The sequence below is a fragment of the Ruegeria sp. YTSC003 genome (genome assembly GCF_059609785.1).
The window spans coordinates 240377-255988 of the sequence record NZ_JBXWMK010000001.1; the positions used below are offsets into that span (position 1 = coordinate 240377).

The following is a 15612-nucleotide window of genomic DNA, read 5'->3' on the forward strand; positions in this document are numbered from 1 at the left end:
TCCCGCGTCAGTCAAAGATATCCTCGACCACATCCCAGGCCTCATCAATGATGCGCGCAAAAATCCCCTTTTTCTTCTTTTTCTTTTTGGACTTGTATGCGGTGGCCGTTTTGTAGCTGTCGCGCTTTGGCTTGTCATTGCTCAGCTTGCGCTTGGGAACCATCTTGAGGTCATGCAAAGGGGCACCGCAGCTAGAGCAGCTGAGTTCGTGGCGTTGCTTCCCTTTCAGAACCAACGCAGCGCGCGTTCCGCAGTAACAGCAAGTAGCGATTTTGGTCGGGCTGGTAATGGCTCTCTCCTGTCTATCGATGCCTTGAAGCATATAAGGCAATTGCGGCAGCATTTGAGACGTTAAGAGAACCAAACCCACCGGCTGCGTCGATTTTCACCAGTTGATTGACAGTTTCCTTGGTCTTTTGCCGCAGGCCGGGTCCTTCGGCCCCCAGCACCAACGCGACAGGTTGGTCCAGTTTGCCGCCCAACGCCGTCTCGATGGTTTGTTCGGCCTCACCGTCCAGACCCAATACCTGAAAGCCCATGTTCTGCAGCTCGACAATAGTATCCGCCAGATTGCGCACGCGCAGATAGGGCTGACGCTCCAGTGCTCCACTCGCGGTTTTGGCCAGCGCGCCCGTCTCCGGCGCCGAATGGTGCCGCGTACCGATCACGGCACTGGCTCCAAGCACTTCGGCCGAGCGAAGAATCGCCCCGACATTGTGCGGGTCAGTCACGCGGTCCAACAAAATGACTCTCGGATGTTCACGCCCGATGCAGTTTTCGGCCAACCCGCCCCAATCCAGCGGCTTGACCTCAAGCGCAGCCCCCTGATGAACCGAACCGGGATCAATGGGCGCGTTGAACTTGCGCGGGTCGACCATTTCGGCCTCAATCCCTGCAAATTCAATCGCTTCGGCCAGTTTGTCCCGCGCGTTTCGCGTCACGATCAGTTTCAGTTTCTGCCGGTTCGGGTTCATCAAAGCATCCCGAACGGCATGCAAACCGAACAGCCAAACGGTTTCAGACGCCGCAGCTTTGCGCGCCTGTTCCTTTTCAACGACCCACTTGGGTTTCTTCATTTCTTGGGCCTCCGGGCCGGGAATTCGGTTTCCTGCGTCAAAGCCAAATTTTCCTGTTGACGCTTCTTCAAGGCGCTAGTAATCACGCCTCCACGTCAGGTGCAACGCCTGACAGTGGGCGACAGGCCGCAAGGTGTGGCAGGGGACTGTAACTCCCTCGCGGAGACGCACGCCTGGTTCGATTCCAGGGTCGCCCACCACTTTCCAATCACATGCAGATCACTCAATCCAAGCACTTTCGTTTGCGCTGGCCTTCGATTGCGCGGCTCTGTTGCAAATTGTTGACATCGGCGGGACGCTGCGCGACGGATCAGCGGTCTTGCCACTGGAAGTGCAAATCGCCTCCGGTTAATCTGATCGCAAACAACGAACAGCAGGATACCCAGCGAAGTCAGGGCTTTGCGGATCCATCCGATGTGGAGAGCAAATGCTACAGGCAATACGTGAAGCGCAGGAAATCGGCATTCCGTTCGATGATGTTTTTCCCCATCAATACGCAGTCAGATCGGACAATGTGGCAGCGCCCGAAGGTTGGAATACAGTTGAGTTCGCCCCGTTCAAAATTCATCACAGTCCTCGGCTAAACGTTGCGCAACCCGATTGCGCCGACGCCAGCCTACAGCTGTTGATTCTGGGGATCGCGGTCGACACCGGAACGGTTATAGCAGACGATACACAGGTCGATCTTGGTGCCAGCCCGACTTGGCGCGATCTGGAAGACTGGCTTGAAAACCTGGCAGGGCGCTTTGTCATATTCAGCAGGCTCGGGCGCGAACAAAGGCTATATTTCGATCCCACACTGGAATTGTCCTGTTTCTATGACCCGAAGACGGGCCTAATCGGCTCATCACCTTTCATGGCGCTGGACCGACCCATTGAACCAGGTCGGTATATCCGGGTCGAGGACGTCATGTCTGGGGCAACCAACTTTTCACTGGGCATCACTGGTGATCGCGATTTGCGGCTGGCGCGGCCAAATCACGCTCTTACCCTTGCCCGGTATCAGCAATACCGCCATTGGCCCCGGTCGGACGCACCGTTTACCGCAGATGTAGATATTGACACTGTTGCATCAGAAATAGTGACGCGTCTCGGGGCGACAGTTGGTGCGCTTGCGGGATCCTTTCGGGCCGCCATTCCGATTACAGGTGGGTATGACAGCCGGGCACTGGTCGCGTCGGCCAAGGAGCACCTTGAACATGTCAGTGCGTTTTATACGCACCGGATTAACTATCTGTCATCTCTGGATTGTCTGCTTGCCCAGAAAATTGGACAGAAACTTGGATTCGAACCCGATTTGATTGACGGCATGAAGTTGACCGAAAAACGTGACCCCTCGGATGCACCCAGCTTAGAGGAGAAACTATTCGGCCTACGCACGGGCGGGCACACGTCGACGATGGGGTATCGTGAACTGGCGGCACACGAATTCCTGCCTGATGCCGAGATTTCGATGCGTGGAAATGTCATGGACATGAACCGTGCAAATCAGTGGAAAGGGCAGGATGCGTTTCGATTTCCACATCTGGTGCGGCGCCTGCGCTTAAGGGCGCCTGAAGGCATTCCACCCGCTGTCTATTGGCAACGTGAGGTGATGACTTGGCTTGACACACTGCCACCGGAAACGCACCGCTACGCGTTTGACCTATCATTTCTTGAGAACATCCTTCCAAACACAATGGGTGCCGGGCTGAATGGGATGCCGCGTCACTTTACGCTCAATCCGTTCAATGACAGATATCTAATCTCACGCAGTATGAGCATTACTCCTGCCCTGCGCAGGAACGGAGATTTGAACGCGGCGATCTTGCGTCAGTCGGTGCCCGAACTGGCCGAGCTTCCTTACAACCAAGAAATCAAACGCGACCCCGAGGCGCGCCGTGCCGCCGAAGCCCTGTTTGCAGATTAACCGACGCCTAGTTAGGCAGGCATGGCCATTCACTAACCACCTGCCCGCCTCGGACGGCCAGAATGGTGCCGAACTGATTCAGCACAGCCTCGCTTTGATCAGGGCGCAGCAGTGCGATGTCGCCCGGCGATACGTCTGCCGAACGTGGACCTGTCCACACTTCCTGATTGCTTGAACGGCCAAAGACCGCTGAGTAGCCAAACGCTGCTGGGAAAACCGGCTGGGCAAGGAAGTGGCCGCCAAAGATCGCAATATCCGTTTTTTGTCGCGGCAAGAACTCCAGACCCGGCAATGCGTTTCTCGGCATTACTTTCAGAACTGGTGTCGCAATGAACGCGGCTGGGTCAAACGCCTGCGTCGTGGCGTGGTCAAAATCGCCGGGCTTTACCAGGACCGAGCCGAATGCCACCTCATTCGCAGAACCCTCGGCAAGGTAGGATTGAAAGGTCAGGCTGCCGCCTGTGTTCAGACACAACCCATCCTCGTCACGCGGCAAAGCGGCGATGGCTGTGTTGAACGCATCTGCACTGGCCCGAACCGCTCGGTTGCGCAGAATGCCGGGCAGTTTCGCCAAATGCGCCTCGTACCCCATGACCCCGGCAAGCTGCCCGTATGGGTGCGCCATTATTTGTTGGGCAAGTTCTGGGACATTCTGAGAATTTAGCCCGCCACGGTGCAGGCCGATATCCAGTTCCAAAGACAAACGCAGTGATGTCTGGCGATCTGAAGCCAACGCCAAATATTCCCCAAGCCGAGCTGGTGTGTCGATCAACCATTGAACGCGCCTTGCCGCGTCGTGATTGGTGGTCAGAAGCCTTGCAGCCGTACTGACAGGCAGGGGCTTCCCGATCAGATGGTCCGTATCGGGCTCGGCCGTCAAAAGCGCCTGCAACATCGGTTCGGAAAACGTCATCAGGCCAGAGGTCGAGATGCGCTCGCGAATGAAATCCAACAAAGGAAGGCAGGGCAGAGACTTGGCGACCAGCCTGCGGGCCAGCCCAGCGTCAGCAGCCCTTTTCGCGACAACACAATTGGCGTCCAACAAGTCTAAGTCCACTACGACGACGGGCTTGTCGACCCCGTGTGATCGCAGAACATCTGACAGGGCTTTCAGGGCTGCTGCATTCATGGTCGAAACAACCGAGCAAGCGCGGGGGTCAAAAACTTACCCTGTGGATCGAGCCGTTCGCGCAGCGCACAAAACCGATCAAAATCCGGATACATTGCGGACAGGTCTTTGTAAGCCAAATTGTGCATCTTACCCCAATGAGGGCGGCCCCCTGCTTCGACAAATAGCGGCTCAATGGCTTCGAAATACCGTTTATGATCCTCGGCTGCGTCGGCGTGAATAGCGATGGAAATGCGCGGCCCACCCTGGAACGGAGACAGACAGGCCGTGTCGCCAGCAGTCTGGCGCACTTCGATCGGAAAGTAGATGTCCTTGTGGTCGCGATGTAGGCGCGTCAGAACCTCTTGCAGAACATCCCCAGCCACATCTGGCGGAAGATGGAATTCCATTTCCTTGAAACGAATATGCCGGTCGCTACACAAAACCCGCCAGCTTTCGCCGATATAATCCTCGTCCGACTGCGCAAGCGTCAGTAGCTTGAGTATCGCACTGCGCAACCCTTCGCTGATCCGCCCCGCGCTGCGCGCAAGTTTCAGTACCTTTACAGCAATCATATCCAAATCGCGCGGTGCTTTGCTTTCGGCTGCATCCGTGATGGCGTGACGAAGTTCGACAGTCTTTCCGGTAAACGGGATGCAGAAGAATTCGAAATTCCGGTTCTCTGCCCATTTCTCGTGCATCGTGGCCAGACTTTCCTCGACCGAGGCAAGCTGAACCTGACGACGTAAGTTGTACTTTGGCACGACCGAAATCTGCGCTTCGGTCAGAACGCCTAGCATCCCCAAACTGACCTGTACCATCTCAAGCGGGATATCATCCGTGGTCAGAATATCGCCGCTTGCCCCGACCATTCGGGCCGCCGTGACTTCTGCCGCAAGGCACGGCAAGTCCCGCCCGGTCCCATGGGTCGCCGTCGACACCGCGCCGGCCAGTGATTGTGCGTTGATATCTCCAAGGTTACGGAACGCCAGCCCCCTGTCCGCCAGCGTCGGTGACAAATCTCGCAACCGCGCATTGGCGTTGACCCACACCCGATCCTGCCGGGCATCGCCAGGTGTTGATAGATCCAAATCAGACAAGTCCACGATCCGGTCACCACCGGCTACGATTGGCGTAAAGGAATGCCCCGCACCCAAGACCCGCAGGCTTTGGGGTCGCGCGATCTCATTTTGCAGTTCAGCAATCGACGTCGGGCGCGCTATTGGCGTATCCGTGCGCTGGTTTCCGGCCCAGTTGGTCCACATGCACTGTCTCCTCCGAGAGAAAGGATTGCAGCACATGCGACACGAAACAAGTCAGGAAAACAGAAGCTTACCCAACGGGAGCTTTGTCAGGCCGCGGCCTCACGTTGCGCAGTGACTCGGTCGAACCATGCGATGATGCTTTCAGAATCAGGTTCGATCTGTTCAGCAGCACCACCTGTGAACGCGTCGAATTTTTCCTTGTTCAGACCATTCACACCGACAAGGACGGGAACATCCTGCGCCAGTGCTTCGGCGATCACCGGGCGGAATCCGCGCCCGTCAGCCTCATGTTTTCCGAACTTGTTGATGATCAGCAATTGCGGCGCGTCGGCCAGCGTAGAGGTCACATATCCGACGGCCTGTTCCAGCGCGGCAGGATCCAGACGACAACCACGTGACTGCTCACCAAGGGATTGCGAGATACGGATCGTCTCACCCTCGGGCAGAACGCGAACATCCATGTCACATTTGCTGCTATCCGCGCATTCGGTGTTGGTTTGAACCACACCCGCAAGGCTCGCGCCTTTGGCGAGCAGGTGTTCGGCAACCGCACTTAACAGGCGGTCGGTTGCGCCGCGGTCGGTGGTAGTAACATAGGCCAGATGCATCCAAGGACCCCTTAGTACAGATTTGTAACGTTCCAGATAGCACGCAAGGTCCTGCGCGACCACTCTCTTGGATCACGGTAATGGCGATAATCCGATCACAGGCGCGTGCAAATGAAGCAATGCCATGAAGATCGCAATTGCAACCAGCCAGACCCAAGGGCGCGGCCACGGTTGTGGTACGCGCAGCGACAGGCGGGCCGTGTTGCGGGACAACCGGGTCCATTCCATACCCAAGTCGCGTTGTTTGCGGCGGTCGATCAGTGCCATGCCGAATGTCGAAAAGCCTGCAAAAAGCCCGAACAGGATCACGTGTGACAGGCTGCCATTGGCCAGCAGATGAGCCCCCGCCCACAGCATCAAAGCCGCAAGAACAGGGTGGCGAGTGGACCGCAAGATGCCCGGTTTTTCGGGATCGAATGTACAATGCCCCATCCCGCCAAATGAGAACGGGTTTTGGATCGATATGCCCGCGACAGCCAGCCAGCACACGATTGGCATCACCAAGAGTGGCGCCCAGCGAAAGATGACAAGCGGCGGGATGACCTCAACATATGGCGCTTGCGCTGCGGCGACGATCAGCCATGCCAGCACCAGAAGGGAAAGTGCGGAATATGCCGCAAAATAACCCTTGCGCCCTAGTGTTTCGATCAGTCGACTGCGAACACCCGGCCTCACCGGGATGGCGTGGCTGAGAAGAAAGGTGATCAGTGCTGCAAGAAAGAAGGCCCAACTGGTCATAGTATTCTCCGAACGTGTTACGCGCGGTCTACGCCCCGAACGCTGTCCGGTCTTTGTCCAAGATCAAACGCGGGGTAGAAGGGGCGGACGCGCCGCCCCTGCCCCAATTTACAGCCCCAGCGCTTTGCGCCGTTCTTCGGCAAAGCCCTGTACGATACGGTCGGCAACAAGCGCCAGAATCGCCATAGCAGCACCGGCCGAGATGCCCAGACCCACATCCGCTTGCCCCAGTGCAAGATAGATCGACTGCCCCAGACCGGTGGTCCCGATCAGTGCCGCGATCACCAGCATTGCAAAGGCATAAAGGATGGTCTGGTTCAACCCCAGCAGGATCGTCGGCGCAGCATACGGCGCGCGCACGTCGCGCATGATCTGCCACTCGGTCGCACCGCTCGAGATTGCGGCCTCCATCATCTCTTCTGGAGTGTTGACCAGCCCGTGACGCGTGTAGCGGATCATCGGGACGATGGCGTAAGCACAGATGGCCAGAAAGGCCGAGAACTCGCCAATCTGGAACACCATCAGCACGGGGATCAGGAACACGAATAGCGGGATCGTCTGCAGCATGTCGCAAATTGGACGAACAACCTTCCAGACCGGCGCCCATACCGCACTGGCCAGTCCGATCAAGCCGCCTGCCACGGCGCAGGAAAACACCGCAGCACCGCTGAGGTAAAGCGACAGCAAGGCGCGCTCCCAAAGACCGGAGACAAGGATGGTACACAGCAACCCCACCGAAAGCGCCGCCAGACGCCAGCCGCCCGCGACATAGCTGAGCGCGGCAGCGCCAGTAAGAACGAAAGGCCATGGCAGGTTTGCAATACCAGTTTCCAACATTCCGATCAGGATCAGCACGATCAAACCGCCTGTCAGGTGACCGCGCCATGCCATCAGTGCGGCGATGACACCCCCAACGATAAACAGGCGTTCGCTCATTTCAGGCGTCCATTGGAACCCCCATGTGAAGGGCAAAACCGCCTGATCAAGACCGATCCGCAGTGGCAACAGAACATAGAACAATGAGTTGTTCTTGAGCGCATCCAGCCAAGGACCATTTGCCTGCGTGAACGCGGTCAGACCGCTATCGACAGCCTCGGCCATAGGATCCAGCAAGGTCAGTTCGGACGGGTTCGGCAGCCATGCCCAGAAGGCGACGGTGAAAAGGGCCGTAAAGCCCAAGACCGCCCAGACAACGCGTGGATCATAGCGCTTACGCTCGGTCGCCAGCGTGCCGCTCATCCGGTCGATCACCACAGCAAAGACCACGATGACGAGACCGGCCATCAGCGACTCACCAAACTGAGCCTTGCGCATGGTCAGAAGAACTTCCCAGCCGATGTCGTTGAACCCGCCGATAACGGCAGCGATGATGACCATTGAAAGGGCAGCCATCAGGCATTGGTTTACGCCCACCATGATCTGCGTCGCCGCTGCGGGGATTTCGACCTGAAACAACTGCTGAAACCGCGTGCCGCCGGACATGATGGCGGCCTCTTTGATCTCGGGCTCGACCCGTTCCAGACCCAGCATCACGTTGCGCGCCATGGGCGGGGCCGCATAAATGGCCGACGCGATCAAACCCACAACCGGGCCAAAGCCAAACAGCAGGAGTAGCGGGGTCAGGTAGGCAAAAGTCGGGACCGTCTGCATCACGTCCAACACCGCCTGGACAAAGGACCTGACGCGGGGCATTTCGTTGGCAAGGATGCCAATGGCACCGCCGACGATCAGCGCAACGGGAACCGAGACGGCGACCAATGCCAGGGTATTCATACTCTCGGCCCAATAGCCGGAGGCGAACACGAAACACAGGCCAAAAAACCCCAACGCCGCCATCGACAGGCCGCCCAGATACCAACCCAGTGCCGTTACCAGACCGATGAGGATCGGCCATGGAGTATTGCCTAATACAAAATTGGCACCGTTCATGGGATAGGCCATCAAATCGGAAAACAACCGCATCGCTGGTTTGATGCCGTTCAGAAACCAGTCCAAAAACGCGCCAACCCACTCAGTCGCGGGCAATTCCCAGGCGGTGGGCCACTTGACCAGCCAAGGCGCAAGACCCTCCAACGCAAGGCAAACCGCGCCCACGACGACTGTGATTAATGCCGCCTTCGCGCCAACCGTCAATTGGATCGCGCTGTTGCTGGGGATGTCTGAAACGGCAGTCATGTCTCATCCACCTGAAGGGCGGCGGCAAGATCAGAAGGATGAACCGTGCCAACAATATTGCCATTTTCATCGCGCACAGGAACGGGCTCATAAAGCTCCATGCAATGCGCCAACGCGGCGTCCAGGGTCATCGAGGTTGTCAGGCCAGGATCATCCGGGCCACGTTCAGATTCGTCCCGCATGACCGAGGCGACTTTGGCGTGCTGACCCTTGGCCACGTCTTTCGAGAATTCGCGCACGTAATCATCCACGGGGCGCAATACGATATCCGTCGGCGTTCCGATCTGGACGATCTTGCCATCGCGCATGATGGCGATGCGGTCGGCCAGTTTCAGTGCTTCTTGGATATCGTGAGTAATAAACACGATGGATTTCTTCAGCGTCGCCTGAATGCGCAGGAATTCGTCCTGCAGCTGTCGGCGGATCAGTGGATCAAGGGCCGAGAACGGCTCGTCCAGAAACCAGATGTCCGGGTTCACCGCCAAAGACCGTGCAATTCCCACGCGCTGACGCTGACCACCGGAAAGCTGACGCGGGTAGCTGTCCTCGCGGCCCTCCAGCCCGACCAAAGTGATGACCTCTTGCGCGCGAGCCATTCGTTCCTTTTTGCCGACGCCCGATACGCGCAGTGGATAGGCCACGTTGTCCGCAACGGTCATGTGTGGAAACAGGCCAAAATGCTGGAACACCATGCCCAACTTCTTGCGCCGCAATTCGGTCAGCGCTTTCTTCGACGCACCGATGACGTTTTCGCCGTCGACACGGATTTCGCCCCCCGTGCCCGGCAACAATTGCGAGATACAGCGGATCAGTGTGGACTTGCCCGACCCAGACAGGCCCATGATGACGAACAGCTCGCCCTCTTTGACTTCAAAATTTGCGTCCTGAACGGCCGGGATGAACCCGTGTTCGCGCAGATCGGCGGCGGCTTGGTCTGCATCATTCCCTGACCGAGACAGCGCGTCGGTCAGGGCTTTGTCTGCGCCTTGACCAAAAACCTGCCAGAGATTCTGGCAGGTAATGGCTGGCGTATTCGCGTCAGTCACTTATGCGAACTCACTGCGTTGCCGCGTCAACAACCGGACGCCATTTGTCTTCGTTCGCAGCCATCCATTCGGCGACAACTTCTTCGACTTTACCGCCGTCAACGTCGATCGCGCCCATCATCGGCTGCTGGTCCTCGACCGCCAATTGATAGTTGGACAGGATTTCATAGGCCGCGGGCCATTTTTCTTCCATCCCGTTCCAGCTGGCTTTGAAGATGCGCGAGGGCGAGAAATCGCAGTCGTTCACGGCGTTCGGGTTCGGTCCCCATGCCGGATCGTTAAAGCAGGCTTCTTCACCGGCAGGCAATTCAACGAACTGAACGTCATAGGCCGACATCGCCCAATGCGGCTGCCAAAAAGTGATCAGCAGCGGCGACTTGCGCTCGGTCGAGGCGCGCAATTCTGCGATCAGAGCACCTTCGGAACCGGCAGGCACAGCTTTGAACGGCAGCTCAAGACCGGTCATACGGTCGGCGCCGGGCGTACCCCAATCAGCAGGATAGTCGACCAGGCGACCACCGGGCAGAGTTTCAGCGGTTGCGAAAACCTGCGCGCAATCCTTCAGCGCTTCCCACGCCGGCAGACCGGGGCACAGATCGGCCACGTGCGCCGGATAAGCGATGCCTTCCTTGGCATCCAGGCCCAGATCGCCGATCTCGACGACGGTACCTTCGTCAATTTTCTTGGCATATTCGTCCGAGACGTTGGACGACCAGATTTCCAGCGTCGCAGTGATGTCGCCATCCGCGATTGCCTGGAACTGGTTCATCATACCAGCGGTCACGTATTCGACGTTGTAACCTGCGGCTTTCAGCATCTCGCCCGCTACTTGGGTCGTTACGTGCTGACCGGTCCATTCGTTGATCGCCAGTTTGATCGGCTCGTCCACGGCCCCCATATCGGCGGCGTAAGCGGAACCGGCTACCATCATAGCCAACAGGCTGACACTGAGTTTTTTCATCGACATTCTCCCTGTCTTTTTTTGTTTTTCGTCCACCTCAGCGCACAGGTGCGCGCCGGAAGGTTGAACAGACGACAATACCATGTCGCAACATGCACAAAATTAGCCGCAAAAGGGAAGTGAACACTTTGAACAAAGGCGGAATTTTTCGCCTTGTACTAAGCTGCAAGTCCCCACCCGCTGCGTTGTACTGATCGCGCGCGTTTTTGCTTAACACAAATATTTGGCGCAAGTCTTTGATTGACGAGTCAATCACAAACCCGAATCCCCTGTTTTGTCGAGTATTTCTTTTCCCGATGTTCGATTTTTCTGCAATTTTCGATTTCAGACGCACCAAATGTCCAAAATTTCACTTTCTTTGAGACCTTGCAACGAAGCGATCAACAAGCAACTTTATCGGTGGAGGACATGATTGATGCATCATTTCGATGAAATTTTTGTAATGGCTGCCAATCGCCATGGTGGCCGGGATGCGTTGAATAAAAAGTTGAGCAAACCCAAAAGCCTGGCTGAGCTTGCTGAGATGCCGGAAGATCGCTGGCTTTCGATTATCACCAAATCCATCTTTCAGGCGGGGTTCAACTGGAAGGTCATCGAAAACAAGTGGGACGGGTTTGAAATCGCATTTGACGGTTTCGATGTCGGACGCTGCGCCTTCATGGACGATGAGAAATTCGACGCCTTGCTACAGGATACCCGCATTGTGCGCAACGGAACCAAGATCGCGACCGTTCGTGACAATGCCGCATTTTTGCTGGAGCTTCGTGACGAAGGCGGTGCGGGTCAGGTTCTTGGGGGTTGGCCATCGGACGACTTTGCCGGGCTGCTAGCGATGCTGGGCAAGCGAGGGTCGCGTCTGGGCGGGGCTTCGGCCCAATACGCCATGCGATTTGCAGGGCGCGACAGCTTTATCGTCTCGCAAGACGTCACCGCGCGATTGATTGCCGAAGGCGTGGTCGACAAGGCCCCAACATCAAAAAAGGCGATGGCTGCGGTGCAAGAGGCCTTTAATACATGGATGAAACAATCCGGCCGATCGCTGACCGAAATCAGCAGGGTTTTGGCAATGAGCCTGTGAAAACGGGTTGCAGCGCGGGCACTTCGCATTAGGCTTTGATTATGGCCTTTCGTATTTTGATGACGCTATTAATTTTGCTTGCTGCCTGTGGTCGCCCTTTGACGGATCAGGAACGCGCATTTGCAAGTGCCGTTCAAGGCGACACGCTGGATTTGGATCGCGTGCGACTTGTCGAAGGTGCGCCGGTAACGCCGATCACGTTTTACCGCAAGGACCGGCCGCGCTTGGCCTGTCGGGAACGTATCCTGCCACCAACCGAAGAAGGTGTCGTCACGGCGAAACCCGCCGCTGTTGCGTTGTTCAACAAGGTCTATTTTAACAAGGACTGGTACCTTGAGGACTATATGTCCGACTTCCCGGAACAGATGGACTTGATTGCCGGGATGTTGCTTGCACACGAGCTGACCCACGTCTGGCAATGGCAGAACCGCCAGTCCACTGGTTACCACCCCCTGCGTGCGGCCGCCGAACATGGCGGAAGCAAGGACCCGTACTTGTTCGACCTGCAGACATCGCCGGATTTTCTATCCTATGGATTCGAACAACAGGGGGCGATCGTCGAGGAATACGTCTGCTGCCGCTCATTGGACCCTACTGCACCGCGGACCCAGCGCTTGCATGACATGTTGGGCGCGCATTTCGACTTGTCACCGCTGCCTAGCGCGCAGCGCGAGCGTGCCGTTGTCATTCCGTGGAGCGGAGCGAAGGTCGAAGGGATTTGCCGCGAAGGCTAAGCCTTATTGCAGCGTCTCCAGATAAGCCACCAGATCCACAATCGGCTGACTGGTCAGGATCGGCTGACCGTCTGGGGTTTTCATCGAGGTATCCTGCCCGTCGAAATAGGGACCGTAAACCGGCATCGGGCTGCCATGACTGACCAGCGGATCACGCCCGTCGATACGCGCCACAACACGGGCTGTTGGGAATACTCCATCCCCGGATGCCAGCTGTGTCAGATCAGTCGGCTGTATCACCAACACACCAGCCATTGGCCCATGCCCGGTCGCATCGATCCCATGACAAGTCGCACAATAATGCTGATAGAGTTCGGCACCGGTTTCAACGTTCTGCGCCATGGCCGGAGACGCCAACGCGGCTACACTCGCACAAACGGCCCTGAACATCGGTCTGATCATCGCATCCTCCTGTCACGATTGACATTTGCAGGCTTGCCCGCAGGGCGGCTTGGCGCAATGATCCAGATCAACGAAGCGGGAGGATACGGGCAATGACACAATACGCAGCCATTATGCTGGCGGCCGGGATCGGCGTTCCGATTCTGGCGGCTTTGAATGCCACACTGGGCAAGCTGATCGGGTCGCCGACAACCGCCGGCGTAGTCCTGTTTGCCATCGCGTTCGTGGCGTCAGCCCTGGTCATGCTGCTGTTTCCAGGAATGGAAGCGCTATCCAAAGTGACCCAAGCCCCGAAACACTTGTTGCTGGCCGGTGTTTTGATTGCGTTTTATGTTCTGTCGATCACCCATGTCGCCCCCCATTTCGGAGTCGGAAACGCAGTGTTCTTTGTTCTGCTGGGGCAGTTGATCAGCACGGCGGCCATCGATCATTTTGGCCTGTTCGGTGCTCAGGTCACGCCGCTGACATGGATACGGGCCGGGGGCATCGCCGTGATGGCAGCCGGTGTCGCCATCACTCAACTGGCTTAAGAACGCCCGCCTCCAGCCGCAGTTTCCGGTCCATCCGCGCGGCCAGATCCATGTTATGCGTGGCAATCAACGCTGAAAGCCCTTCATCCCGGACCAGCGACATCAAAGCACCAAATACCTGATCCGAGGTTTCGGGATCCAGGTTACCGGTCGGTTCATCCGCCAGCAAAACGCGTGGTTTGTTCGCCAGGGCCCGGCAAAACGCAACACGCTGCTGCTCGCCACCTGACAGGGCGGCGGGGCGGTGTTTTGCACGTGCCGCCACTCCAACGCGGTCCAGCAAGGCCATCGCCCTGTCCTGTGCAGCCTTTTCGGATACACCGTTAGCCAGTTGCGGCAGGGTGATGTTTTCCAGCGCGGTAAACTCGGGCAACAAATGATGGAACTGGTACACGAACCCAACGTCTTGCCGCCTAAGCGCTGTACGGGTTCGATCCCCCCTGCCCGCTACATTCTGGCCCGCGATCTCAACTGATCCTTCATCTGGTTTGTCCAGTAGTCCGGCAATGTGCAACAGTGTCGATTTGCCTGCGCCAGATGGCGCGACCAAAGCCACAGCCTCACCCGCGCGCAGTTCCAGATCGACACCGCGCAGCACCTGAACCTCGCCCGGAGTGCCCTTGAGGTAGGTTTTGGTTAGACCGTTCAGCCGCATCGTCAGATCATTCATAGCGCAGCGCCTCAACCGGGTTCAGCCGCGCCGCGCGGCGGGCCGGGAAATAGGTGACAATGAACGACAGCCCCAACGATAGCCCAATCGCCTTGAGAACGTCTGAAAGGTGCAACTCGGCGGGTAGGGAATAGATGCCGCGAATGGACGGATCCCAGACGCCGCCACCCATGACGTAGTTCACGAAAGAGAAAATCGGGTCGATATAGATGGCAAACAGGCAGCCGAGGATCACTCCCATAACGGTGCCGATGATGCCTGTGAACGCACCGCAGATGAAAAAGACCCTCAGGATCGACCCCTCGCTCAGGCCTATGGTGCGCAGGATACCGATATCGCGCCCCTTGTTTTTCACCAGCATGATCAGGCCCGACACGATGTTCATTGCTGCGATCAGGACGAGGATCGACAGGATGATAAACATCACGTTGTCCTCAACCTCAAGCGCACGCAGAAATCCGCCCGACGCATCCTGCCAAGTCCAGATCTGGCTGCGCCCGCCTGCGGCCTCGAGGATGGGAATCAGAACCGGGGTCATTTCCTCGGGCCGTTCGACCATCACTTCGATCTCGTCGGCCACACCGTCGCGGTTGAAAAAGCTCTGAGCTTGCGTGAACGGCATATAAACGCGGGTGCGGTCGATGTCATACCGCCCGGCCGAGAACACATAGACCACCTGATAAGCGTTCACGCGCGGAGACGTCCCAAAGGCGGTTTTCACCCCATTGGGTGAGGTCAGTTTGACCGTGTCACCAACCGCCGCTCCGATGCTGCGCGCCACACCGGACCCAATGGCAATCACATCCTCTCCGTCTTGAAACTGGGTCAGATCACCGACGGCTTGTTCGCTTTGCGCGACGCCCGGCAGATCGCGCAAGTCGTCGGGGCGGATACCAAAGACCTCGACCCCGCTGCTGCGATCGCGATTGGTAATCAGGACCTGCCCTTTGACCAGCGGGGCCGCGCGTTCCACGCCCGGAACCTGCGCGATCCGGCTGGTCATCTCTTCATATTCCGCGATTGTGCGGTCAACGCGCCCCTGCGCATCAAACTCTCCGGCGGAGTACACAGTCACATGGGCGTTTGCGCCCAGAATAGTGCCGACGAATTCGGACCGAAATCCAGAACGGACGGCCAGAGTGGCAATCAGGGCAAAGACGGCCAGCGTGATCCCGATCAGGGAAATCCACGTCATAACGCTCACGCCACCTTCGGCACGGCGCGCGCGCAGGTAACGCCACGCGATTTTCCACTCAAATGGGGCAAAGGGCGGGGGTGTTCTGGCCATGCCTGCTCCGGTTATTTTGTTGTC

Annotated in this window: 16 protein-coding genes and 1 tRNA gene; 5 read left to right on the forward strand and 12 right to left on the reverse strand. The window is 57.5% G+C overall.

Annotated elements, in window-relative coordinates:
- Positions 1-7 precede the first annotated feature (7 nt).
- Entirely contained in the window at positions 8-322 is a 315-nt protein-coding gene (locus AC2FFH_RS01205; RefSeq protein ID WP_496843777.1) for a hypothetical protein, read from the reverse strand.
- Complete coding sequence (gene rlmB / locus AC2FFH_RS01210) at positions 303-1076, reverse strand: 23S rRNA (guanosine(2251)-2'-O)-methyltransferase RlmB (RefSeq protein ID WP_496767927.1); 774 nt, start codon at positions 1074-1076, stop codon at positions 303-305. The genes AC2FFH_RS01205 and rlmB overlap by 20 nt, the downstream gene beginning before the upstream one ends.
- A 116-nt stretch (positions 1077-1192) precedes the next feature.
- Here rlmB and AC2FFH_RS01215 point away from each other — a divergent pair.
- A tRNA-Tyr gene (locus AC2FFH_RS01215) sits at positions 1193-1276 on the forward strand.
- Positions 1277-1503: 227 nt separating this feature from the next.
- Positions 1504-2985, forward strand: a complete 1482-nt coding sequence (locus tag AC2FFH_RS01220) for a hypothetical protein (protein WP_496843555.1) — start codon at positions 1504-1506, stop codon at positions 2983-2985.
- A gap of 7 nt (positions 2986-2992) precedes the next feature.
- Here AC2FFH_RS01220 and AC2FFH_RS01225 read toward each other — a convergent pair whose 3' ends face one another.
- The 7 genes from AC2FFH_RS01225 to AC2FFH_RS01255 form a co-directional block, all read right to left on the reverse strand.
- Positions 2993-4114, reverse strand: a complete 1122-nt coding sequence (locus tag AC2FFH_RS01225; protein ID WP_496695947.1) for an alanine racemase — start codon at positions 4112-4114, stop codon at positions 2993-2995.
- Entirely contained in the window at positions 4111-5358 is a 1248-nt protein-coding gene (locus tag AC2FFH_RS01230; RefSeq protein WP_496843556.1) for a D-arabinono-1,4-lactone oxidase, read from the reverse strand. The genes AC2FFH_RS01225 and AC2FFH_RS01230 overlap by 4 nt, the downstream gene beginning before the upstream one ends.
- An 86-nt stretch (positions 5359-5444) precedes the next feature.
- Entirely contained in the window at positions 5445-5966 is a 522-nt protein-coding gene (locus tag AC2FFH_RS01235) for a DUF2478 domain-containing protein (RefSeq protein ID WP_496767920.1), read from the reverse strand.
- Positions 5967-6038: 72 nt separating this feature from the next.
- Entirely contained in the window at positions 6039-6704 is a 666-nt protein-coding gene (locus tag AC2FFH_RS01240; RefSeq protein ID WP_496724334.1) for an NnrU family protein, read from the reverse strand.
- 108 nt (positions 6705-6812) lie between these two features.
- Positions 6813-8879, reverse strand: a complete 2067-nt coding sequence (locus tag AC2FFH_RS01245) for an ABC transporter permease (RefSeq protein ID WP_496843557.1) — start codon at positions 8877-8879, stop codon at positions 6813-6815.
- A complete protein-coding gene (locus tag AC2FFH_RS01250) occupies positions 8876-9925 on the reverse strand; it encodes a quaternary amine ABC transporter ATP-binding protein (RefSeq protein WP_496724332.1) in 1050 nt (349 codons plus the stop codon). The genes AC2FFH_RS01245 and AC2FFH_RS01250 overlap by 4 nt, the downstream gene beginning before the upstream one ends.
- A gap of 10 nt (positions 9926-9935) precedes the next feature.
- Complete coding sequence (locus AC2FFH_RS01255) at positions 9936-10886, reverse strand: ABC transporter substrate-binding protein (protein ID WP_058275748.1); 951 nt, start codon at positions 10884-10886, stop codon at positions 9936-9938.
- A 415-nt stretch (positions 10887-11301) separates the two neighbouring features.
- Between AC2FFH_RS01255 and AC2FFH_RS01260 the strand changes: the two genes are divergently transcribed.
- Together AC2FFH_RS01260 and AC2FFH_RS01265 are read left to right on the forward strand one after the other, a co-directional pair.
- Positions 11302-11964 carry a DNA-3-methyladenine glycosylase I gene (locus AC2FFH_RS01260; RefSeq protein ID WP_496843558.1) on the forward strand — a complete coding sequence of 221 codons (663 nt, stop codon included), beginning with the start codon at positions 11302-11304 and terminating at the stop codon, positions 11962-11964.
- A 59-nt stretch (positions 11965-12023) separates the two neighbouring features.
- A complete protein-coding gene (locus AC2FFH_RS01265; RefSeq protein WP_496843559.1) occupies positions 12024-12698 on the forward strand; it encodes a hypothetical protein in 675 nt (224 codons plus the stop codon).
- Positions 12699-12701: 3 nt separating this feature from the next.
- Here the strand turns inward: AC2FFH_RS01265 and AC2FFH_RS01270 are convergent, their stop codons facing one another.
- Positions 12702-13100: a c-type cytochrome gene (locus AC2FFH_RS01270; protein ID WP_496843560.1), complete on the reverse strand. Its 399-nt coding sequence runs from the start codon at positions 13098-13100 to the stop codon at positions 12702-12704.
- 92 nt (positions 13101-13192) lie between these two features.
- On the opposite strand from AC2FFH_RS01270, the gene AC2FFH_RS01275 reads away from it, so the two are divergent.
- Positions 13193-13630 carry a DMT family transporter gene (locus tag AC2FFH_RS01275; RefSeq protein ID WP_496843561.1) on the forward strand — a complete coding sequence of 146 codons (438 nt, stop codon included), beginning with the start codon at positions 13193-13195 and terminating at the stop codon, positions 13628-13630.
- Here AC2FFH_RS01275 and AC2FFH_RS01280 read toward each other — a convergent pair.
- Entirely contained in the window at positions 13614-14300 is a 687-nt protein-coding gene (locus tag AC2FFH_RS01280; RefSeq protein ID WP_496835910.1) for an ABC transporter ATP-binding protein, read from the reverse strand. The two genes, AC2FFH_RS01275 and AC2FFH_RS01280, sit on opposite strands and share 17 nt — an antisense overlap.
- Positions 14293-15588: a lipoprotein-releasing ABC transporter permease subunit gene (locus tag AC2FFH_RS01285; protein WP_496767902.1), complete on the reverse strand. Its 1296-nt coding sequence runs from the start codon at positions 15586-15588 to the stop codon at positions 14293-14295. The genes AC2FFH_RS01280 and AC2FFH_RS01285 overlap by 8 nt, the downstream gene beginning before the upstream one ends.
- Between the last annotated feature and the right edge of the window lie 24 nt (positions 15589-15612).

Excerpts from the sequence above, each read along its gene's own strand:
- AC2FFH_RS01265 (WP_496843559.1), top strand. The coding sequence starts at position 12,024 with ATGACGCTATTAATTTTGCTTGCTGCCTGTGGTCGCCCTTTGACGGAT.
- AC2FFH_RS01260 (WP_496843558.1), top strand. The coding sequence starts at position 11,302 with ATGCATCATTTCGATGAAATTTTTGTAATGGCTGCCAATCGCCATGGT.
- AC2FFH_RS01245 (WP_496843557.1), bottom strand. The coding sequence starts at position 8,879 with ATGACTGCCGTTTCAGACATCCCCAGCAACAGCGCGATCCAATTGACG.
- AC2FFH_RS01255 (WP_058275748.1), bottom strand. The coding sequence starts at position 10,886 with ATGAAAAAACTCAGTGTCAGCCTGTTGGCTATGATGGTAGCCGGTTCC.
- AC2FFH_RS01275 (WP_496843561.1), top strand. The coding sequence starts at position 13,193 with ATGACACAATACGCAGCCATTATGCTGGCGGCCGGGATCGGCGTTCCG.
- AC2FFH_RS01285 (WP_496767902.1), bottom strand. The coding sequence starts at position 15,588 with ATGGCCAGAACACCCCCGCCCTTTGCCCCATTTGAGTGGAAAATCGCG.
- AC2FFH_RS01270 (WP_496843560.1), bottom strand. The coding sequence starts at position 13,100 with ATGATCAGACCGATGTTCAGGGCCGTTTGTGCGAGTGTAGCCGCGTTG.
- AC2FFH_RS01225 (WP_496695947.1), bottom strand. The coding sequence starts at position 4,114 with ATGAATGCAGCAGCCCTGAAAGCCCTGTCAGATGTTCTGCGATCACAC.
- AC2FFH_RS01230 (WP_496843556.1), bottom strand. The coding sequence starts at position 5,358 with ATGTGGACCAACTGGGCCGGAAACCAGCGCACGGATACGCCAATAGCG.
- AC2FFH_RS01205 (WP_496843777.1), bottom strand. The coding sequence starts at position 322 with ATGCTTCAAGGCATCGATAGACAGGAGAGAGCCATTACCAGCCCGACC.
- AC2FFH_RS01240 (WP_496724334.1), bottom strand. The coding sequence starts at position 6,704 with ATGACCAGTTGGGCCTTCTTTCTTGCAGCACTGATCACCTTTCTTCTC.
- AC2FFH_RS01235 (WP_496767920.1), bottom strand. The coding sequence starts at position 5,966 with ATGCATCTGGCCTATGTTACTACCACCGACCGCGGCGCAACCGACCGC.
- AC2FFH_RS01220 (WP_496843555.1), top strand. The coding sequence starts at position 1,504 with ATGCTACAGGCAATACGTGAAGCGCAGGAAATCGGCATTCCGTTCGAT.
- AC2FFH_RS01280 (WP_496835910.1), bottom strand. The coding sequence starts at position 14,300 with ATGAATGATCTGACGATGCGGCTGAACGGTCTAACCAAAACCTACCTC.
- rlmB (WP_496767927.1), bottom strand. The coding sequence starts at position 1,076 with ATGAAGAAACCCAAGTGGGTCGTTGAAAAGGAACAGGCGCGCAAAGCT.